Below are 20205 nucleotides of genomic sequence, written 5' to 3'. Positions count from 1 at the left end.
AGAAGTTCGGTTTCGTCGATCAACGAGGAGGCGCATCGTGGCGCACGAGAGAGCTGGAACCACTGCACTGCCGGAGGATCTGGTGGATCTTTCGCAGCTCGTGACCGCGTACTACTCGCGGGTTCCCGATGTGACGGAACCGAGTCAGCAGGTGGTGTTCGGCACCTCAGGACATCGAGGGTCCAGTCTGGACTCGGCGTTCAACGAGGCGCACATCGTGGCGACGACGCAGGCGATCGTGGAGTACCGGTCCGCGCAGGGCATCACCGGGCCGCTGTTCATCGGTCGGGACACTCACGCGCTGTCCGAACCCGCGTGGACGACGGCGTTGGAAGTGTTGGCGGCCAACGGTGTCGACGTGCTGGTCGACTCGGGCGATCGGTACACGCCCACCCCAGCGGTCAGTCACGCAATTCTTCGGTACAACGAGACCGGCCCGTCGGCGCAGGCCGACGGCATCGTGGTGACTCCGTCGCACAATCCGCCGCGGGACGGCGGATTCAAATACAACCCTCCGCACGGCGGTCCGGCCGACAGTGACGCCACATCGGTCATTGCTGCGCGCGCGAACGAGCTTCTGCGCGATGGTATTTCGGGCATCAAGCGGGTGACCCTCGCACAGGCGTTCGCGGGGAGCGTCTCGCGCTACGACTTCCTCGGCACCTATGTGGACGACCTGCCGAACGTGCTCGATCTCGACGCGATCCGCGCGGGTGGGGTGCGTATCGGAGCAGATCCGTTGGGCGGTGCGAGTGTCGATTACTGGGATGCCATCGCCGAGCGGCACAATCTGGACCTGACCGTGGTGAACCCGTTGGTGGACGGCACATTCCGCTTCATGACTCTCGATACCGACGGCAAGATCAGGATGGATTGCTCGTCGCCGAACGCGATGGCGTCGCTCATCGCTGCCCGCGATCGGTTCGACATCTCGACGGGCAACGATGCCGACTCCGACCGCCACGGCATCGTCACTCCCGACGGTGGCCTGATGAATCCCAACCACTTCCTCGCCGTCGCCATCGACTATCTGTTCACCCACCGACCCGATTGGTCACCCACGGCGGCAGTGGGCAAGACGTTGGTGAGCTCGTCGATGATCGACCGGGTCGTCGCAGGTCTCGGTCGTCGCCTGCTCGAGGTTCCGGTCGGATTCAAGTGGTTCGTTCCGGGTCTGCTCGCCGGTGAGCTCGGGTTCGGCGGCGAGGAGAGCGCCGGTGCGTCGTTCCTCCGACACAACGGCCGAGTGTGGACCACCGACAAGGACGGAATCGTGCTGGCGCTGCTGGCGTCCGAGATCACCGCCGTCACCGGATCCACGCCATCGCAGCGCTACGGCGAGTTCACCGCGAAGTTCGGCAATCCGACGTATGCCCGCGTCGACGCACCTGCCACCCGTGAGCAGAAGGCCGTTCTGGCCAAGCTGTCGCCCGACCAGATCACCGCCACCGAGCTGGCCGGCGAACCGATCACGGCGACGCTGACCGAGGCTCCGGGCAACGGAGCTGCCCTCGGTGGCCTGAAAGTGACGACGGAGAGCGCCTGGTTCGCTGCGCGCCCGTCCGGAACCGAGGACGTGTACAAGATCTACGCGGAGTCGTTCCAGGGCGAGGAGCATCTGGCCCGGGTTCAAGCCGCCGCACGTGAACTGGTGTCCTCCGCACTCGAGAGCTCGTGACCGACTCACCTCCACCCGACCACGACAGTTCGGCTCCCGAGCCCGCATTCCAACCCGGCGGCAAGCTCCCACCGGAGATCTGGGTACTGGTGTCGGCGGCGTTCGTCATCGCGCTCGGATTCGGTATCGTCGCGCCCGCTCTGCCGCAGTTCGCCCGAGAATTCGGCGTCGGCTACACGGCGGCGTCGGCGGTCATCAGTGCTTTCGCGCTCATGCGGTTGTTGTTCGCACCCGCCAGTGGTGCTCTGGTGCAGCGGCTCGGCGAGCGGCCGGTGTACCTGATCGGACTGCTGATCGTTGCGGTGTCCACCGGTGCGTGCGCTCTGGCTCAGACGTATTGGCAGCTGCTGGTGTTTCGCGGACTCGGCGGCATCGGCTCGACGATGTTCTCGGTGTCGGCACTGGGATTGCTGATCAGGATCAGTCCGCCGACCAGTCGTGGCCGCATCTCCGGCCTGTATGCGACCGCCTTCCTGTTGGGAACCATCGGCGGCCCGCTCGTCGGCGGCGCGCTCGTCGGATTCGGTCTGCGGGTGCCGTTCGTCATCTATGCCGTGGCTCTCGTGATCGCCGCGGCCGTCGTGTATTTCACCCTGGGCAATTCCGACCTCGTCAAGCCGGAGAAGGGCTCGGCACCGCCCACCATGTCGTTGCTCGCCGCGCTGCGGATCCCGTCGTATCAGGCCGCGTTGGCGTCGAACTTCGCCAACGGTTGGGCGGTCTTCGGTGTCCGGGTGGCTTTGGTGCCGTTGTTCGTCGTCGAGGCGATGCAGCGATCCGAGGTATTCGTCGGTATCGCGCTGACCGTGTTCGCAGTGGGAAATGCCCTGGTTCTCACCACTGCCGGCCGCCTGTCCGATGTGCGCGGACGCAAGCCCTTCATGATGGGTGGGTTGGTGGTGTGCGGTCTGGGAACCGTCGTGATGGGGTACGTCCACGATCCCGTGCTGTTTCTCGTGGTGTCGTTGATCGCCGGAATCGGATCGGGTCTGATGAGCCCTGCCCAGCAGGCCTCGGTTGCCGACGTGATCGGCTCGAAGGCTCGCGGCGGGCCCGTGCTGGCCGCATTCCAGATGGCGTCCGACGTCGGCGCGGTCATCGGCCCGATCGTGGCCGGAATGATCGTCGAACAGGTCTCCTTCGGTCCGGCTTTCGCCGTGACGGGAGCGCTGCTCCTCCTGGCGGGACTCTGGTGGTCGCGAGTTCCGGACACACTCGGGCGCGAGCGCACCTGACGGGCGCAACCGTAGTATTCGCTGTGTGAGCCAGAAGAAGATATCGAGTACGAAACACACACCCGAGGCAACCTCCAACACGATGACCTACGTATTGGGCGGCATCGCATTCGTCGTAGTGGTGATCGTCATCGGGGTGGCGATCATGTGGCAGAGCGGAAGCGACGCTCCACGCAACGACGGCTACGGCACGGTCAAGAATCCTGCGGTCGAATTGTCGTTGCCGGGTGACGGGGTGGTGCAGCTGTCGCGTCCGGAAGCGCAGCGTGTCATCGATGTCTTCGAGGATCCGATGTGCCCGTTCTGCGGCGACCTCGAAGTGAAACACGGCCAGGAGTTGGCTCAGAAAATCGACGACGGTGTCGTCTCGGTGAATTACCACCTGGTCAATTTCCTGGATCCACAGTCGGCGTCGGGTGACTATTCGACGCGTGCCGTCGCGGCGTCGCACTGCGTGGCAGCGACGGAGAACGCGCGGGTCTACTCCGCATTTCACGCCGGGTTGTTCGACCCGGAATTTCGCCCCGAAGAAGGTGGTGACTCCGACCGAACCGATGCCGAACTAGCGGAGCTCGCTCGTTCCTCCGGAGCGAGCGAGCTGGCAACGGAGTGCATCGTCAGCGGCGCACAGCGAGACGCCGCGGTGGCGGATGCGAACACCGGACGGGACGCGCTGGCCGCGTCGGGTGCCCGCGGAACACCGGGGGTACTGGTCGACGGTCAGGTTGTCGATGCGCTCGGTGACTCGGAATGGCTTGCGTCGATCAACTGATCTCGGGGCGTGGGTGCGGCCGGTACTCGAGGATCGGTACCGGTCGCACCAGGTGATTTGTTGCTGCTGCGACCGATGGTGTAACTTCGTTCGAGCAACCGCATGAGCGGGAGCACGCAGTAACTCGGGGCTATGGCGCAGCTGGTAGCGCACCACACTGGCAGTGTGGGGGTCAGGGGTTCGAGTCCCCTTAGCTCCACCGAGAAGCAAGCTCCATAGAGAGCAAACCAAAAAGCGTCGCCCTCGGGCGACGCTTTTTTCGTGTTCGGTGTCACCGAGCGCCGAATCGGCATCCGTTCGTCGTGCCCGGAGCCGATTCGGCTGTCGACGGCTCAGTGAGCGGCGTCGAACGCCTGCTCGACCTCGGCGGGGATTCTGCCTCGCGCCGAGATATTGTGGCCGTTCGCCTTGGCCCATTCTCTGATGGCCTTGGTCTGATTGGCGTCGCGCTTGGCACCGGTTGCGGGAGTGCTCGACTTCTTCGTTCGCTTTCCACCGACCTTGGTGGAGTGCTCGATGTAATAGTCGAGCTTGCGGTGAAATTCCTTCGCGTTCTTGTCGCTCAGGTCGATTTCGTAGCTGACTCCGTTGACCGAATAGGTTATGTGTTCGCCACCGGATTCGATCGGTTTTTCGTCGATGTCATCGACTAGTTGCACATAGACTTTTCTGGCCATGCTGAAGCTCTCCAATGATGCAGGGGATGATGCGGGGATGTCCAGATCGAACTGATGCGACTATACGGCTGAACAATGTGTTTATCCATGCGGGTCGGGGGATTGTTACTCGATTCGCAGAATTCCCACAGAAATCACCTCGTCCCTTCGACGAAACCGACAAGGTGATTGCGAGAAGCATTCTCTCGGCGGTCCTGTTCGTCGTTATCCGTGAGAAAGACGAACTGTCCGGTTTGAATACGTATTGCCATCCTCGGGTCGGTTCGAGTTCGATCGAACGGAGATCTGCAGGCGACGCTCGGGATCTCCGTATTTCGACAACGAATCGGTCACGAAACGCAATCGTTTCACTAACGAAAGATCACTCGATACGCGTCGACGGTGATATCTGCTTCACTTGATGCGCAAGTGTCTGTTGTGACGTGTGGTGTCCCGTGATTCGGTGACCCGTTCGGATCAGCGGTGTCCGAGGGGCCGAGAGGGGAGTTGCGCAGCGAGTTCCACCGCCTGCGCCAGACGATATGAAATCTGCACCGATGACCAGGTCGGCTCTGACGGCGCTGATATGCGCCGGAATTCTCGGTGCCGGGGTGCTCGTGTCTGCGCCCGCCACCGCCGAACCGGCCGCCACAGGTAGCGAATTGTCCGGCAAGACGGTCTTCCTCGATCCGGGCCACCAGGGCACCGCACATTCGGAGAATCTGCAGCGACAGGTGGACGACGGGCGGGGCGGCACCAAGGATTGCCAGACCACCGGCATGACCACCCTGGACGGCGTGCCCGAGCACACCATCAACTGGAAAGTCAGCGAGCTCGTCCGATCCAGCCTGGAGAGTCTGGGTGCAACGGTGAAGACGAGTCGAGCAGACGACACCGGCTGGGGCGGATGCGTGGACGACAGGGCGCGGGCCGCCAGCGAGTCCGGGGCCGACGTGGCCGTGAGTATCCATGCGGACTCCACGAGTGCGACGACCGACGCCGACAAGCACGGGTTCCATCTGATCGTGCCCACCCTGCCGATTCCGAGCGCGGCTGCCGACGCTGCCCAGTCCGAGGGTGGACGTTCGGCATCGACGCTGATGCGGGACTCCTACGTGCGCGCCGGCTTCGAGCCTGCCAACTACGCAGGGGTCGAGAACGGGATACAGGAGCGATCCGATGTCGCCGGGCCCGCGCTGACCACGGTGCCCCTCGTGTTCGTCGAGATGGGCAACGGATCCAACCCCGACGACGCAGCTCTTCTCGAGAGCTCGGACGGTCAGCTCGAGCATGCGATCGCCATCTCGACGGGAATCATCGATTACCTGCTCGGGGCCGAAACCCCGTCCACGACAGCGGACACCGCCACCACGCCTGCGGCCACCACGACTGCGACAACCGCCGCCCCCGCCGCGACGGCGCCCAGCGACGCAGGCCCCGCGACCGAGGGGCGTAGCGCGTTGTCCCGGTTGCTCGAGAGCGTCTCCCCGTACGTGAACTCGTTCGGCGTCGACGGTCTGGAAGGACTCGCGACCCCGGACAACGTGAGCAGTGTGTCGACGTTCGCGCAAGGCCTGCTGAAGCAGATTCTCGCCGACAGGTAGTCTCGGACGCCGTGGCGCGTCGACGAATTCCGGTGGTGATAGTTGCGGGCTTTCTCGGCGCAGGCAAGACCACCCTCCTGAACCACCTGCTGCGCAACGATTCCGGCATCCGCATAGGGGTTGTGGTCAACGACTTCGGGGCGATCAACATCGACTCGATGCTCGTGGCAGGCCAGGTCGATTCGATGGTCTCTCTCGGTAACGGCTGTATCTGTTGCGCCGTCGACATCAGCGATATGGACGCGATGTTCGACGCCCTCGCGCACCGCCGGTCCGCCATCGACGTGATCGTGGTGGAGGCCAGCGGCCTGGCCGAACCCCGCAATCTCATCAGAATGGTCCGGGGTAGCGAGAACGAATTCATCGTCTACGGCGGGCTCGTCGGGGTGGTCGACGCGGTCGAGTTCCCGCAGACCCGCGCGCGGCATCCCGAGATCGACCAGCACCTGCAATTGGCCGACCTGGTGGTGCTGAACAAGTCCGATGCGGTGACCGAGTCCGAACGCTCCGCGGTGGTGTCGACGGTGCAGTCCGTCGTAGCAGATGTGCCCGTCGTGCCGGTGGCTTTCGGTCGCGTCGACCCGTTGCTGCTGTTCGATCGGCGCGAGGATCGATCGGTGGATTCGGCAATGGCGGTGCAGCTGTCGTTCGACGAACTACTCCGCGAGAACCACGATCACGACCACGATCATCACCTGCACGCTAAGTACTCGCACACCGAGTTCGTCAGTTCGGATCCGGTCGAACCTCGACGACTGATCGAGTTCCTGGAGAATCCTTCCGGAAATCTCTACCGCATCAAGGGATTCGTACACTTCGACATTGCCGGCCACACCCAGAAATTCGTGGTGCACACGGTGGGCCGACACATCCGATTCGAGGCCGCGTCGTGGGCCAGGGGTGAGCCCGTGCAGACCTCACTGGTGCTGATCGGTACCGAGCTCGATGCACCGGCCGTCGAGCAGCGGTTGCGTGCCTGTGTGCGAGGACCGGACGACGCCGACGACGCTTCCGCCATGCTTCCGGTCCATCGCTACCTCGACACCGGTTAGTTCCTCAGAGCCCGACCCACTCGGTACGTCCGCCCTCGAATCCCTGACGCTTCCAGATCGGGACCTCGGCCTTGATGCGCTCGACGAGTCGGGCGCAGGCCTCGAACGCTTCGGCGCGATGAGCCGAGCCGACGGCGGCAACGAGTGCGAGGTCGCCGACCCGCAGATCGCCGACGCGATGCACTGCGGCCACCGCCAATCCGGTCTCTGCCGAAACCTCCGAGCAGCACCGGCTCAGGAATCGTTCCGCGTCGGGGTGTGCGCGGTATTCCAGAGTCTCCACGGCATGTCCGCCGTCGTGATCGCGCACGATTCCGCTGAACAGAACGACGGCACCGTGACGCGAATCCTGCACTGCTGCCTCGACTTCGGCAGTGCTCAGCGGTTCGTTCGAGATACGGGCGACGAGCTCACTCGTCATGGGGGCCTCCTCCGGCGATCTGGGCCAGCACATGGTCGAGGAGCGGGTCGAGAACGGAGAGTCCGTCCTTCACGCCACCCGGCGAGCCCGGCAGATTGACTACGAGTGTGCGTCCGATCAGACCCGAGACACCGCGGCTGAGCACCGCATGAGGCGTCGCAGATGTTCCGCGGGTTCGGATCGCATCGGCGATCCCCGGCATGTCGATGTCGAGCAGTGCTGCCGTCGCCTCGGGGGTCGCGTCGGTGGGGGATACACCGGTGCCACCTGTGCTGACGATCAGCGACGGTTCGCCGCGTAGGGCGTCCTGCAACCCCGCAGCGATATCGGCATCGGCGTACACCAGTGGGCCACGCACGGCGAAGTCTCGATCGGTCAACCAGGACGCGATGGTGGGGCCGGTGGTGTCCGGTCGAGTGCCGTTCGCGCCGCCGGTGGAGGCCACCAGAACCACCGCGGACCGTGAGGAGTCGAATATCGGTGCGGCCGAGGACTCTGGGGAGACCTCTGCGTCGTCCCGTTGCCAATGCCCGTGCTTGCCACCGTCTTTGGTGAGCAACCGGACACCGTTCATGGTCGCACCGGGATCGACGGCCTTGACCATGTCGTGCAGGGTCAGGCCGGCGACGGCGACCGCGGTCAGTGCTTCCATCTCCACCCCGGTGCGTCCGGTGGTGCGGGCTGTTGCCTCGACCGTGATGGACGACTCGGTGAATCCGAAGGAGATCTTCACCGAGGAGAGGGCGAGCTGATGACACAGCGGAATCAGTTCCGACGTTCGCTTCGCTGCCGAGATGCCGGCGATGCGGGCGGTGGCCAGGACGTCGGCTTTGGGCATGTCGTCGGCGCGCACGAGCGCGATGACCTCGGCGGTGGTGACGAACTCACCGGTGGCGACGGCCGTGCGCGAGGTTTCCTTCTTGTGCGCCACATCGACCATGCGGGCGCGGCCCTGATCGTCGAGATGAGAGAGTTGGGGTTGCTGGGCATCGGTGGTCACAGCGGCCACACCTCCACGTCGGATCCTGCAGCGAGTTCGGTTGTCTCGGAATCGATATCGATCAGCACATCGGCCCATGCCAGTGCCGCGACCAGGTGCGAGCCGGGGCCGGCGACGAGCTCGACCCGACCGTCGGCGCGCAGTCGGCCACGGAGCAGCTGTCTTCTACCGGGCGGTGACACGATCGGTTCGTGCAGCGCCGCGGTGGTCGAGAGCACCGGAGGCAGACCGGCAGCTCGCCGAACGATGTTGCGCGCGAACATGATGTAGGAGACGACTGTACTGACGGGATTGCCGGGAAAGCTGAGCACGGGAACACCGTCGAACATCGTGATGCCCTGCGGTCCGCCCGGCTGCATCCGAACCGACCCGAAGTTGCCGCCGAGCGGCCGGAGCACGTCCTTGACCACCTCGAAATCGCCCATCGATACTCCGCCGGACGTGATGATCAGCTCGGCCGATTCCGCTGCGGCGTCGAGGATCTCGCGGAAGCGGCTCGGCTCGTCGGAGCTGCGCGAGACGGAGACCACCTCGGCACCGCTGGCGCGCAGGTGTGCGGCAAGGGTGATGCCGTTCGAGTCGTAGATCTGACCGGGCGTCAGCGTCGACCCGGCGTCGACCAGTTCGGCACCGGTGGTCACGACGGCCACGCGAGGACGTGAGCGCACGTCGACCTCGCCGAAGCCGACGGCAGCGAGAACGGAGATGTGGCGGGGTTCGAGCACACGGCCCGACTCGACCAGGACTGTTCCGACGCGTACGTCGCTGCCCTGTTCGCGTACGAATTCACCTGCTGTGCGGCTTCTTTCGATGGTCACCGAACCGGCCGCCGGTACCGAGGTGTCTTCTACGGGGACGATGGCGTCCGCTCCGTCCGGAATGGGGGCACCGGTCATGATCTTGGCGGCGCTGCCCGAGGCGAGAACTGCCGATTCCGTCGGGCCTGCGGCGATGATCGTCGAGACCGGAAGCGTCACCGGGGTCGTGGCCACGGATCGAGAATCCACGGCGTAGCCGTCCATCTGCGAGTTGCGGAACAGCGGCAGATCGACCGGCGATCGCACGTCGTGGAACGAGACGCGTCCCAGCCCGTCGTCGAGAGGAACTCGCTGAGCAGTTCTCGTGGTCAGTGCCGCGAGCAGAGTCTCGACCGCGGCGGCATGTTTCTCGACCGATGCAGCGGTCACTGTGCGGATCCAGTGATCGCGTGCGTGTGCTCAACCCTCATGGGTGCCAATCCTAAGCACGCCGATCCGTCCGCTCGGTGTGGGCTGCGGCATAATGGGTAGACACATCGACGACAGACATGATTTTCGACGGAGACGAGGTACGAGGTGACGGTGGACAGTGTCACCTCGCTGGGCATTCCCGGGTTCGGCAGCACCACGGGTTCGGTGGCACGCAGTGCGAACTCCGTCTCCGACCGGCCGGACGTGCCGCACCTGATCGATCGTTTCGGTCGAGTGGCCCGCGACCTGCGCATCTCGATCACCGAGAAATGCTCGTTGCGCTGCACCTACTGCATGCCGGAGGAAGGCCTTCCGGCGATCCCTGCGGCGGCACTGCTGACACCCGCCGAGATTGCCCGAGTGGTCTCGGTGTCGGTACGTCTGCTGGGCATTCGGGACGTGCGCTTCACCGGAGGCGAGCCGCTGATGCGCCGCGATCTCGACGACATTCTGCGGCTGTGCGCCGATGTGGCCGAGGGTGTTCCGCTGTCGATGACCACCAACGCCGTCGGTCTCGAACACCGGGCACAGTCCTTGGCCGACGCCGGGTTGACCCGAGTGAACGTCTCGCTCGACTCCGTCGACCGCGAGGATTTCGCGCGCTTGACCCGACGAGACCGGCTGCCGTCCGTGCTCGCCGGAATCAGGGCAGCGCAGCGAGCCGGGATCGGACCGGTCAAGGTCAACGCCGTTCTGATGCGCGACACACTCTCCGGTGCCGTCGATCTGCTGCGCTGGTGTCTCGACGAAGGCGTGGCTCTGCGCTTCATCGAGCAGATGCCGCTCGATGCCGATCACGAGTGGGCTCGCGCGAACATGATCGATGCCCAGACCTTGCTCGACGAACTGTCCACCGAGTTCGACCTGCGTGAGGTGGGGCGCGTCGATCCATCGGCCCCGGCCGAGGAATGGAGCGTCGACGGTACCGACGCCACCGTCGGCATCATCGCGTCGGTGACTCGCTCGTTCTGCGGTGATTGCGACCGCACCAGAGTGACTGCAGAAGGAACGATTCGATCCTGTCTGTTCAGCGACGACGAGACCGATCTGCGGGCAGCTCTGCGCGGCGGTGCCACCGACGACGAACTGGCAGCGGTGTGGCGTGGGGCGATGTGGAACAAGTGGGCGGGTCACGGCATCGACGCCGACGACTTCGTACCTCCCACCCGCAGCATGGGAGCCATCGGTGGGTGAGACCCAGGTGGAGGTGCGGTACTTCGCTGCAGCGGTCGACGCGTCGCACTGCGAGTCCGAGTACCTGACCGTGCCGACCGGAGCCACCCTCGCAGATCTGCGAGAGCTGATCCTGTCCCGGCACGGCGCGCCGATGGAGCCGATTCTCAGGGTGTCGGCGTATCTGGTGGGAGAGGACCTCACCCGCGATCTGGAGCGCGTGATCGGCGGTAGGGTCGACGTGCTGCCGCCCTTCGCCGGCGGCTGAGCGCACCCGCTTCGCCGCGCCACGGACAGGTGGCCGCCCGATTCAGCTGCTCCTCTTCCACCAATCGTCGAACGGCGTCACGGGCACCGTCCGCTTGTGCCGAGTTGCGAGGAACATCTTCTCCAGCTTGTCGGCGATCTCGTCGGTGACGTCCTTGCCCTCCAGATAGTCGTCGATCTGTTCGTACGTCACGCCGAGCGCTTCCTCGTCGGGTAGCGCAGGTCGATCGTCTTCGAGATCGGCGGTGGGAACCTTGCGCCAGGTGCTCTCGGGTGCACCCAGTTCGCGCAGCAGCGCCGCACCCTGACGCTTGCTCAGGCCGGTGAGCGGAGTCAGATCGACCCCGCCGTCACCGAACTTGGTGAAGAAGCCGGTGATCGCCTCGGCGGCATGATCGGTGCCCACGACGACGTAGCCGAGTTCACCGGCGAGGGCGTACTGCGCGACCATGCGCTGGCGAGCCTTGATGTTGCCGCGGACGAAATCTCGGATTTCGGCACTACCCAGCGCATCGGCCGTCGCGGCCGCTGCGGCGTCGGCGGCGTCCTTGATGTTCACCGTCACCGTGCGGTCGGGATCGATGAACTTCAGAGCGATCGATGCGTCGTCCTCGTCGGCCTGCACGCCGTAGGGGAGGCGAACGGCGACGAACTCGGCCTCGTGTCCATCGGCTCGGAGCTCCGTCGCTGCCTGTTGGGCAAGCTTGCCGGTGAGCGTGCTGTCCTGCCCGCCACTGATGCCGAGCACGAATCCCGAGGCCGGAGTCGACGCCAGGTAGTCCTTGAGGAAGTCGACTCGCCTGCGGACCTCCGTGATCGGGTCGATGGTCGACTGCACGGCCAGTTCGCGCATGATCGCCGTGCGCAATTCCGAGTTGATGTGTCCCATCACGTCATCCTAATGACGAGTGCCGGTATCGATCTCGCGCCGTGCGTAGTGTCGGTGGTCGTGAGTGGATCCTCCGATACTTTCGTCAAGCGAAATCGCCAGGCACACCCCGACTTCTACGCCGCCGAGGCCACCGGGCTTCGATGGCTCGGCGAGGCGGCAGCCCCTGTCGTCGGAGTTCTCGGGCATGGCCGGACGTACATCGAACTCGACCGGCTGGTCGCGGCCCGTCCCACGCCGAGCGCAGCCGAACGATTCGGACGCACACTGGCCGCGATGCATTCCGCCGGAGCCGACGGGTTCGGTGCGCCACCGGTGGATGCCGACGGCGTCGCTTTTTCGGGTCGGCTGTTCATCGGTGCTCGGCCCATGAGCAGCACCGTGCACAGGTCGTGGGGTGCCTTCTACGCGGCCGAACGAGTGTTGCCGTTTCTCCGAAGCGCGATCGACGCAGGCACCGTGACGCCCGGGGAGGCCGCGACAGTCGAATCCGCGTGCGGACGCATCGCGGACGGCGACTTCGACGATGCGGAGCCGCCGAGCCGTATTCACGGTGATCTCTGGAACGGCAACGTGTTCTGGACCGATGCGGGCGTCGTACTGATCGATCCGGCAGCGCACGGTGGGCACCGCGAGACCGACCTGGCGATGCTGGCGCTGTTCGGTTGCCCCCACCTCGACGTCGTCGTCGACGGTTACGAGACGGCGCAGCCGTTGCTGGCCGGGTGGCGCGAGCGCATACCGGTGCACCAGTTGCACCCGCTCGCCGTTCATGCGGCCGGTCACGGCCGCTCGTACGGCACCGCGCTGCACGCGGCGGCCGCGGCCGTGCTCAGGCTCTGAGCGCCGGAGCTACCGAGTGCGAGTTGCCCGGCGTACCAGGTCTTCCCAGCCGTCGGCGAGGCGATCCATCGGCATCCCAAGATCTCGGTACTGGTGGAGCACCAGGGTGGCTTCGAGAGGTGTGAGCAGCCAGTACGCGAGCAATTCGAGATCCCCGTCCACCTCGGCTGCGCGGAGCAGCGACAGGACGTGGGTGAAGTTGACCATGTGCGCCGGGGCGGAGTATCGCGCGTCGTCGGCGCTCTCCGCGGCGCGCAGTACTTCCCCCTGGACGTTGACGAATTCGAGTCGAGCTCGGCCGAAGGCGACGAGTCGATCGATCGGGTCGGCCCCCGGCCCGATCGGCGGGTCGCCGAACATGAAGGAGTGCTGCAGTTTCTTCTCGGTGTGGTCGAGCAGCGCACGCATCAGCCCGGCCCGGTTCCCGAAGCGACGGAAGACTGTGCCCTTGCCCACTCCGGCCTTGGTGGCCACTGCGTCCATGGTGATGGCGTCGGCTCCGACGGTCGCCACCAGATCCGTTGCGGCGTCGAGGAGCAGGCGGCGGTTGCGCGCTGCGTCGCACCGTTCGGATTCCTCGCCCGCTATGGGCAGCATCGGGCCGGTCACAGTCGAAGCCTACCTTGCCGGGAACATAAATGGACCACGGTCCGTTTGGATGGTAGGAATTGACACGACGATCACGTCATCCGAACTTGCGAAGGAATAACCTCATGTCAGACGCTCATGTACTCGTTCTCGTCGGAAGCTTGCGCGCCGAGTCGGTGAACAAGCGGATCGCCGAGACTGCTGTCACAGTGGCTCCCGCCGGTGCCGAGATAGTGGTCTACGACGGACTCGGAGATGTCCCCTTCTACAACGAGGACATCGATGTCGAGGGGTCGGTGCCCGCGGCCGCGCTCGCTCTGCGGGCCGCTGCCGAGAAGGCTTCGGCGTTGTTGCTGGTCACGCCCGAATACAACGGCACCATCCCGGCCGTGCTGAAGAACGCGATCGACTGGCTCTCGCGCCCGTACGGTGCGGGTGCCATGGTGGGCAAGCCGGTCGTCGTCATCAGCGCGTCGATCAGTGGTAACGGAGCCAAGTGGGCGCACGAGGACACCTGCAAGGCCGTGCGCATCGCAGGCGGAACCGTTCTCGAAAATGTCCAGCTCTCCATCGGCGGCATCGCGGAGAAGTTCGGTTCGGCCCATCCGCGTGAGAACGTCGAGGTCTCCGGTGAGATCGGCCACGTCGTCGCCGAATTGGTCAAGGCCGCCGACGAACTCGTGAGCGCGTAACTCACGTCGGTTATGAGAATCGTTTTCATGTAGGATGGCTGCATGAAGGTGAGAAACTCATTGAAATCGCTCAAGAACAAGCCCGGGGCGCAGGTGATACGACGTCACGGCAAGGTGTTCGTGATCAACAAGAAGGAACCTCGATTCAAGGCGCGTCAGCGCTGACGACAGTGTGATCGCCGACGAAGGACCCTCGGAGAAATTCGAGGGTCCTTCGTCGTGTCGGGGGAGGGTCGGCGGTCGTCGGCACCGGTCACCGTGCCGGGCGGAGTTCCGTTGTGATGAACAACATGCCGGTGCTGTGACCCGCGACACGCCGAAACTGACCGATATTTGCGGCTGGGCAACGCCGTGACCAGCGAATACCAAGCATGTTGTTCGCAACATCTCGTGTTCTAGGCAGATGTCGGACACTAGGTGTAGTGTTTGACCGACCGAGAGGCCACAACTCGAAGAACGTGCACAAACGGGTTCGAGCAGGTCGAAGTCGCCCTGAGCGGGAGATGTTCTCGGTGCCACACGCAGAGCACATCGGTCGCGTCGGTGCACCCGATGGCGACAACGGAAAGAGGGACACCATGAGCATCACCGTTTACACCAAGCCCGCCTGCGTTCAGTGCAATGCCACCTACCGCGCCCTCGACAAAGCCGGTATCGAGTACTCCGTCATCGACATCTCGCAGGATCCCGAAGCGCGTGACTACGTCATGGCCCTCGGCTACCTGCAGGCCCCGGTTGTCGTCGCCGGTGACGATCACTGGTCCGGCTTTCGCCCGGACCGCATCAAGACCCTCGCAGCGAACGCTGCTTGAACAGTACGAGAAAGTGAGTGAGCGGTGAGTTCGCAACCGCAGTCCTCCCACTCACTGGTCTACTTCTCCAGCGCGTCCGAGAACACTCATCGCTTCGTCTCGAAGCTGGACATTCCTGCCACACGTATCCCTCTGCGTGATCCGGACGGCACCTTTCGTGTCGACTCTCCCTACGTTCTCATCGTGCCGACGTACGGGGGAGGGACCACCTACTCCGGGCGCGACACCAACTACGTCCCCAAGCGAGTGATCAAGTTTCTCAACGACGAGCACAATCGTTCGTTGATCCGAGCCGTCATCGCTGCCGGAAACACGAACTTCGGTGATTCCTTCTGCTTTGCGGGAGATGTCATTTCGCAGAAGTGCGCCGTTCCGTATCTGTACCGCTTCGAATTGATGGGCACCCCCGAGGACGTAGTGCGGGTCCGCGAGGGACTGGAGGACTTCTGGGAACGTGAAGTCCGACGCGCCGCCCACACGCACTAGAGCACCACACACCACATACCCAGTAGGAGCATCGCCGTGGCACCGACCATCACCGACGCAGGACCCGTACCCACCACCGTCCGCGGCGACGGCGACATGGATTACCACGCGCTCAACGCGATGCTCAATCTGTACGGCCCCAACGGTGAGATCCAGTTCGAGAAGGATCGCGAGGCTGCCAATCAGTACTTCCTGCAGCACGTCAACCAGAACACCGTGTTCTTCCACGATCTCGACGAGAAGCTGGACTACCTCGTCGAGGAGAACTACTACGAGCCCGAGGTTCTGGACCAGTACTCTCGCGAGTTCGTCAAGTTCCTGATCAACCACGCGTACTCGAAGAAGTTCCGGTTCCCCACGTTCCTCGGGGCGTTCAAGTACTACACCTCGTACACTCTCAAGACGTTCGACGGCAAGCGTTACCTCGAGCGTTTCGAGGACCGGGTGTGCATGGTGGCGCTGACACTGGCCGCCGGCGACGAGGCTCTGGCCACCGATCTGGTCGACGAAATCATCGCGGGGCGCTTCCAGCCCGCGACGCCCACCTTCCTCAACTCCGGCAAGAAGCAGCGCGGCGAGCCCGTGTCCTGCTTCCTGCTGCGTATCGAAGACAACATGGAGTCCATCGGCCGCTCCATCAACTCGGCCCTGCAGCTGTCCAAGCGCGGTGGCGGAGTTGCGTTGCTGCTGAGCAACATTCGCGAGGCCGGCGCGCCCATCAAGCGCATCGAGAACCAATCCTCGGGTGTTATCCCGATCATGAAGCTGCTCGAGGACTCGTTCTCGTACGCCAACCAGCTCGGTGCACGTCAGGGCGCAGGCGCGGTGTACCTGCACGCGCATCACCCCGACGTCTACAAATTCCTCGACACCAAGCGTGAGAACGCGGACGAGAAGATCAGGATCAAGACGCTCTCGCTCGGAATCGTCATCCCGGACATCACGTTCGAGCTCGCGAAGAAGAACGAGGACATGTACCTGTTCTCGCCCTACGACGTCGAGCGCATCTACGGCGTCCCGTTCGCAGACATCGACGTCTCCGAGAAGTACTACGAGATGGTCGACGACAAGCGGATCCGCAAGACCAAGATCAAGTCGCGCGAGTTCTTTCAGACGCTCGCCGAGTTGCAGTTCGAGTCCGGCTACCCGTACATCATGTACGAGGACACCGTCAATCGCGCGAACCCGGTGAAGGGCAAGATCACTCACTCGAACCTGTGCTCGGAGATCCTGCAGGTCTCGACGCCGTCCACGTTCAACGACGACCTCTCGTACAGTCATGTCGGCAAGGACATCTCGTGCAACCTCGGCTCGCTGAACATCGCCAAGACGATGGACTCGCCCGATTTCGGTAAGACGATCGCAGTGGCCATTCGCGGCCTCACCGCGGTGTCGGATCAAACGCACATCTTCTCTGTGCCGTCGATCGAGCAGGGCAACAACGATTCTCATGCGATCGGCCTCGGGCAGATGAATCTGCACGGCTACCTGGCGCGCGAGCGAATTCACTACGGTTCGACCGAGGGCATCGACTTCACGAACATCTACTTCTACACCGTGCTGTTCCATGCGCTTCAGGCGTCGAATCAGCTGGCGAAGGATCGTGGTCAGTACTTCAAGGGTTTCCCCGACTCCAAGTACGCGTCGGGTGAGTTCTTCGACAAGTACACCGACCAGGTCTGGGAGCCGGCCACACCGAAGGTGGCGAAGTTGTTCGCCGACTCGGGCGTATCGGTTCCCACCCAGGCGGATTGGACGACGTTGAAGGCGTCCGTGCAAGAGCACGGGATCTACAACCAGAACCTGCAGGCCGTCCCGCCGACCGGTTCCATCTCGTACATCAACAACTCCACCTCGTCGATTCACCCGGTGGCGTCGAAGATCGAGATCCGCAAGGAAGGCAAGATCGGTCGCGTCTACTACCCGGCTCCGTATCTCGACAACGACAACCTGGACTTCTACCAGGATGCGTACGAGATCGGGTACGAGAAGATCATCGACACCTACGCTGCCGCAACGCAACACGTCGATCAGGGCCTGTCGTTGACGCTGTTCTTCAAGGACACCGCCACCACCCGCGACATCAACCGCGCGCAGATCTACGCATGGCGCAAGGGCATCAAGACGCTGTACTACATCCGCCTGCGCCAGTTGGCCCTCGAAGGCACCGAGGTGGAGGGTTGCGTGTCCTGCATGCTGTAGCCGACCCGGTCGGTCGACCTGTGGCGAATACCGCGATACCGCGGTGCGCTGCGGAGCATAATCAGGCATGGACACCGAAGCGGACGACGAGGTCGAATCCGATATCGATGTGAAGATTGCTCGGAAGGATGTACGTCCTTCCGAGCAATCTTTGCGTGGTCGCCACGCCCGCAGGCGCGTGCCCCGCAGCGGGTTGGGCGTATGGGATCCGGTCTCGCGTGGTCACGATGCGCTCGAAACGGTGCTCGCGCAGAACGTCATTCGGGTGCCGGAGCTGCTGCCGATCCGCTATGCCCGAATGTCCGCATCGCCGTGGACTTACTTCCGCGGTGCCGCAGCCGTGATGGCAGCCGACCTCGCGTCGGGTCCGCACACCGGCCTCGAGGTCCAGCTGTGTGGCGATGCCCACGTGTTGAACTTCGGATTGTGGGCCACTCCCGAACGAAACCTGTACTTCGACCTCCGCGACTTCGACGAAACGCTGCCCGGCCCGTTCGAGTGGGACCTCGAACGGCTCGCGACATCTCTCGTGGTTCTCGGGCGCGAGAACGGGGTCGACGCGCGGCGTTCCGATCGGGCGGTGTCAGCGATGACGGCGGCGTACTGCAGAAAGATGAGGGCATACGCGAACACGCCGGAGATCGACATCTGGTACGACCGCATCGACGTCGCAGGTCTGCTCGGTCACTTCTCGTCGGGCATCGCTCGCCACGCAGAGAAACTCATCGAAACGAAAGCCGAGCGCCGTACCAGCCGCGGGGCGTCCCGCAAGTTCACCGAGACGAGGGACGGACGTCGACGAATTCGCGAGGACGCACCTTTTCGCACTCATGTGGGTGACTCCCAGATCGAGCTGGTGCAGGCGGTGATCGCCGGCTACAGCGAGTCGGTCGACGACCACATCTGGAGTCTGCTGTCCAGATTCCGAGTCCTCGACGTCGTTCGGCAGGTGGTCGGCGTCGGGAGCGTAGGGATGCGGGTCTATCTGGCTTTGCTGGAAGAACGGCGGACGTCCGATCCGTTCTTCCTGCAGATCAAGCAGGCAGGTCCGTCGGTGTTCGAGCAGTTTCTCGAACCGAGCCGGTACGACAATCACGGTGCCCGCGTGGTCAACGGACAGCGAATGCTGCAGAGTGCGACCGACATGTTCGTGGGATGGACGGCAGTGGGGGACATGAACTTCTACGTTCGGCAGTTCCGGGACATGAAGGTCATTCCCGACGGCGAGATCATCGGGCCGTACCTCACCGAATTCGCTACCGCATGCGGTGAGGTTCTCGCGCGAGCGCACGCCCGTAGTGGTGATGCGGAGGCGATCGCCGACTACCTCGGCCGCGGAGGCAAAGTCGATCGGGCGATGGTGGCCTTCGCCAACGCCTACGCCGATCAGAACGAGCGTGATCACGCGCAGTTGGTCGCTGCCATCGAAGCCGGAACCGTACCGTGCTCGGTGGGGTGGTGACGGACCGGAGCAGGCGTAGGGGTCATCCCTGCGGGCAACACTCCCGGCACACTTTGTAGTGCCTACCGAAGTTGTCGGACACAACGGGTAGTGTTCGTATCAGCGACTTTTCACGTAGCTCCGTCCCAGTTCTTCGCTCATCGACCTGTAGGTAGGCACCCATGGTAAAGCTCATCGATCGCGTCTCCGCGATCAACTGGAATCGGGTCCAGGACGACAAGGACTCCGAAGTGTGGGAGCGCCTCACCAGCAATTTCTGGCTCCCCGAGAAGGTGCCGGTATCCAACGACATTCCTTCGTGGGCAACTCTGACCGCCATCGAGAAGCAGTTGACGATGCGCGTGTTCACCGGGTTGACGCTGCTCGACACCATTCAGGGCACCGTCGGCGCTGTCAGCCTCATCCCGGATGCCATCACTCCCCACGAGGAAGCGGTGTACACCAACATCGCGTTCATGGAGTCGGTGCACGCCAAGAGCTACAGTTCCATCTTCTCCACCCTCAGCTCCACCCGCGACATCGACGATGCATTCCGCTGGTCCGAGGAGAACGTCAACCTCCAGCGCAAAGCCGAGATCGTCCTGAACTTCTACCACGGTGACGATCCGCTCAAGCGCAAGGTCGCGTCGACGCTGCTGGAGTCGTTCCTGTTCTACTCCGGCTTCTACCTGCCGATGTACTGGTCCTCGCGGGCCAAGCTCACCAACACCGCGGACCTGATCCGGCTGATCATCCGCGACGAGGCCGTGCACGGGTACTACATCGGCTACAAGTACCAGAAGGGTCTCGAGAAGGTCAGCGAGGCGCAGCGCGAGGAGCTCAAGAACTACACGTTCGAGTTGCTGTTCGAGTTGTACGACAACGAGGTCGAGTACACCCAGGACCTCTACGACGAGATCGGCCTGACCGAGGACGTCAAGAAGTTCCTGCGCTACAACGCCAACAAAGCGCTGAACAATCTCGGCTACGAGGGCCTGTTCCCCAAGGACGAGACGGACGTCAACCCGGCGATCCTGTCGGCGCTCTCACCCAACGCCGACGAGAACCACGACTTCTTCTCCGGCTCGGGTTCCTCGTACGTCATCGGCAAGGCCGTCAACACCGAAGACGAGGACTGGGACTTCTGAGCCCGCCCGCGCCGTTC

Annotated in this window: 21 protein-coding genes and 1 tRNA gene; 16 read left to right on the top strand and 6 right to left on the bottom strand. The window is 63.7% G+C overall.

The genetic code is table 11. The annotated features are described in order from the left end of the window. Positions 1 to 37: 37 nt before the first annotated feature. The 4 genes from pgm (at position 38) to AB0366_RS13075 (ending at position 3884) form a co-directional block, all read left to right on the top strand. Positions 38 to 1678 carry a phosphoglucomutase (alpha-D-glucose-1,6-bisphosphate-dependent) gene (gene pgm, locus AB0366_RS13090; RefSeq protein ID WP_366244263.1) on the top strand — a complete coding sequence of 547 codons (1641 nt, stop codon included), beginning with the start codon at positions 38 to 40 and terminating at the stop codon, positions 1676 to 1678. 77 nt (positions 1679 to 1755) lie between these two features. Beyond that, complete coding sequence (locus tag AB0366_RS13085; protein WP_366244444.1) at positions 1756 to 2913, top strand: MFS transporter; 1158 nt, start codon at positions 1756 to 1758, stop codon at positions 2911 to 2913. Positions 2914 to 2938: 25 nt separating this feature from the next. Then, positions 2939 to 3685 (top strand): DsbA family protein, encoded by a 747-nt coding sequence (locus tag AB0366_RS13080; RefSeq protein WP_183130189.1) that lies wholly within the window; start codon positions 2939 to 2941, stop codon positions 3683 to 3685. Positions 3686 to 3811: 126 nt separating this feature from the next. Further along, positions 3812 to 3884: transfer RNA gene (locus AB0366_RS13075), tRNA-Ala, on the top strand. A 133-nt stretch (positions 3885 to 4017) separates the two neighbouring features. Here the strand turns inward: AB0366_RS13075 and AB0366_RS13070 are convergent. Then, a complete protein-coding gene (locus tag AB0366_RS13070; protein ID WP_037190211.1) occupies positions 4018 to 4362 on the bottom strand; it encodes an Lsr2 family protein in 345 nt (114 codons plus the stop codon). Positions 4363 to 4898: 536 nt separating this feature from the next. On the opposite strand from AB0366_RS13070, the gene AB0366_RS13065 reads away from it, so the two are divergent. Next, complete coding sequence (locus AB0366_RS13065; protein ID WP_366244262.1) at positions 4899 to 5945, top strand: N-acetylmuramoyl-L-alanine amidase; 1047 nt, start codon at positions 4899 to 4901, stop codon at positions 5943 to 5945. Positions 5946 to 5956: 11 nt separating this feature from the next. After that, positions 5957 to 6997, top strand: a complete 1041-nt coding sequence (locus tag AB0366_RS13060) for a CobW family GTP-binding protein (protein ID WP_366244261.1) — start codon at positions 5957 to 5959, stop codon at positions 6995 to 6997. A 4-nt stretch (positions 6998 to 7001) separates the two neighbouring features. Here the strand turns inward: AB0366_RS13060 and AB0366_RS13055 are convergent, their stop codons facing one another. From AB0366_RS13055 to glp, 3 genes are read right to left on the bottom strand one after another with little or no spacing between them, the layout of a single operon-like run. Then, the gene (locus tag AB0366_RS13055; RefSeq protein ID WP_366244260.1) at positions 7002 to 7418 is read right to left on the bottom strand and encodes a molybdenum cofactor biosynthesis protein MoaE; all 417 of its coding nucleotides are present in this window, start codon (positions 7416 to 7418) and stop codon (positions 7002 to 7004) included. Further along, a complete protein-coding gene (gene moaCB, locus AB0366_RS13050) occupies positions 7408 to 8418 on the bottom strand; it encodes a bifunctional molybdenum cofactor biosynthesis protein MoaC/MoaB (RefSeq protein WP_366244259.1) in 1011 nt (336 codons plus the stop codon). Before moaCB ends, AB0366_RS13055 begins: the two co-directional genes overlap by 11 nt. Continuing rightward, a complete protein-coding gene (gene glp / locus AB0366_RS13045; RefSeq protein WP_366244258.1) occupies positions 8415 to 9605 on the bottom strand; it encodes a gephyrin-like molybdotransferase Glp in 1191 nt (396 codons plus the stop codon). Before glp ends, moaCB begins: the two co-directional genes overlap by 4 nt. 177 nt (positions 9606 to 9782) lie before the next feature. On the opposite strand from glp, the gene moaA reads away from it, so the two are divergent. Both moaA and AB0366_RS13035 read left to right on the top strand, forming a co-directional pair. Beyond that, a complete protein-coding gene (gene moaA / locus AB0366_RS13040; protein ID WP_366244443.1) occupies positions 9783 to 10841 on the top strand; it encodes a GTP 3',8-cyclase MoaA in 1059 nt (352 codons plus the stop codon). Next, on the top strand, positions 10834 to 11088 hold the full coding sequence (locus AB0366_RS13035; protein WP_366244256.1) for a MoaD/ThiS family protein: 255 nt from the start codon (positions 10834 to 10836) through the stop codon (positions 11086 to 11088). Before moaA ends, AB0366_RS13035 begins: the two co-directional genes overlap by 8 nt. A gap of 42 nt (positions 11089 to 11130) precedes the next feature. Here AB0366_RS13035 and nadE read toward each other — a convergent pair whose 3' ends face one another. Next, complete coding sequence (gene nadE / locus AB0366_RS13030; RefSeq protein ID WP_366244255.1) at positions 11131 to 11976, bottom strand: ammonia-dependent NAD(+) synthetase; 846 nt, start codon at positions 11974 to 11976, stop codon at positions 11131 to 11133. Positions 11977 to 12030: 54 nt separating this feature from the next. Here nadE and AB0366_RS13025 point away from each other — a divergent pair, with 54 nt between their 5' ends. Further along, positions 12031 to 12819, top strand: a complete 789-nt coding sequence (locus tag AB0366_RS13025) for a fructosamine kinase family protein (protein ID WP_366244442.1) — start codon at positions 12031 to 12033, stop codon at positions 12817 to 12819. A 9-nt stretch (positions 12820 to 12828) separates the two neighbouring features. On the opposite strand, the gene AB0366_RS13020 is transcribed toward AB0366_RS13025, so the two are convergent. After that, on the bottom strand, positions 12829 to 13428 hold the full coding sequence (locus AB0366_RS13020; protein ID WP_366244254.1) for a TetR/AcrR family transcriptional regulator: 600 nt from the start codon (positions 13426 to 13428) through the stop codon (positions 12829 to 12831). Between the two features lie 104 nt (positions 13429 to 13532). Between AB0366_RS13020 and AB0366_RS13015 the strand changes: the two genes are divergently transcribed. The 7 genes from AB0366_RS13015 (at position 13533) to nrdF (ending at position 20188) form a co-directional block, all read left to right on the top strand. Then, positions 13533 to 14099, top strand: a complete 567-nt coding sequence (locus AB0366_RS13015) for an NAD(P)H-dependent oxidoreductase (RefSeq protein WP_366244253.1) — start codon at positions 13533 to 13535, stop codon at positions 14097 to 14099. Positions 14100 to 14141: 42 nt separating this feature from the next. Beyond that, positions 14142 to 14264, top strand: a complete 123-nt coding sequence (gene ykgO, locus AB0366_RS13010; protein WP_094614314.1) for a type B 50S ribosomal protein L36 — start codon at positions 14142 to 14144, stop codon at positions 14262 to 14264. Between the two features lie 413 nt (positions 14265 to 14677). Continuing rightward, a complete protein-coding gene (locus AB0366_RS13005) occupies positions 14678 to 14911 on the top strand; it encodes a redoxin NrdH (protein ID WP_032398330.1) in 234 nt (77 codons plus the stop codon). A gap of 24 nt (positions 14912 to 14935) precedes the next feature. After that, positions 14936 to 15397 (top strand): class Ib ribonucleoside-diphosphate reductase assembly flavoprotein NrdI, encoded by a 462-nt coding sequence (gene nrdI, locus AB0366_RS13000; protein ID WP_366244252.1) that lies wholly within the window; start codon positions 14936 to 14938, stop codon positions 15395 to 15397. Between the two features lie 36 nt (positions 15398 to 15433). Then, positions 15434 to 17599, top strand: a complete 2166-nt coding sequence (nrdE, locus tag AB0366_RS12995; protein ID WP_366244251.1) for a class 1b ribonucleoside-diphosphate reductase subunit alpha — start codon at positions 15434 to 15436, stop codon at positions 17597 to 17599. Between the two features lie 67 nt (positions 17600 to 17666). Beyond that, on the top strand, positions 17667 to 19061 hold the full coding sequence (locus tag AB0366_RS12990) for a DUF2252 domain-containing protein (protein WP_366244250.1): 1395 nt from the start codon (positions 17667 to 17669) through the stop codon (positions 19059 to 19061). Between the two features lie 161 nt (positions 19062 to 19222). Next, positions 19223 to 20188, top strand: a complete 966-nt coding sequence (nrdF, locus tag AB0366_RS12985; protein ID WP_366244248.1) for a class 1b ribonucleoside-diphosphate reductase subunit beta — start codon at positions 19223 to 19225, stop codon at positions 20186 to 20188. Positions 20189 to 20205 lie beyond the last annotated feature (17 nt).

It is taken from the genome of Rhodococcus sp. NPDC076796, assembly GCF_040702765.1.
Lineage (GTDB): Bacteria > Actinomycetota > Actinomycetes > Mycobacteriales > Mycobacteriaceae > Rhodococcoides.
This window is presented reverse-complemented; position numbering and strand designations above follow the sequence as displayed.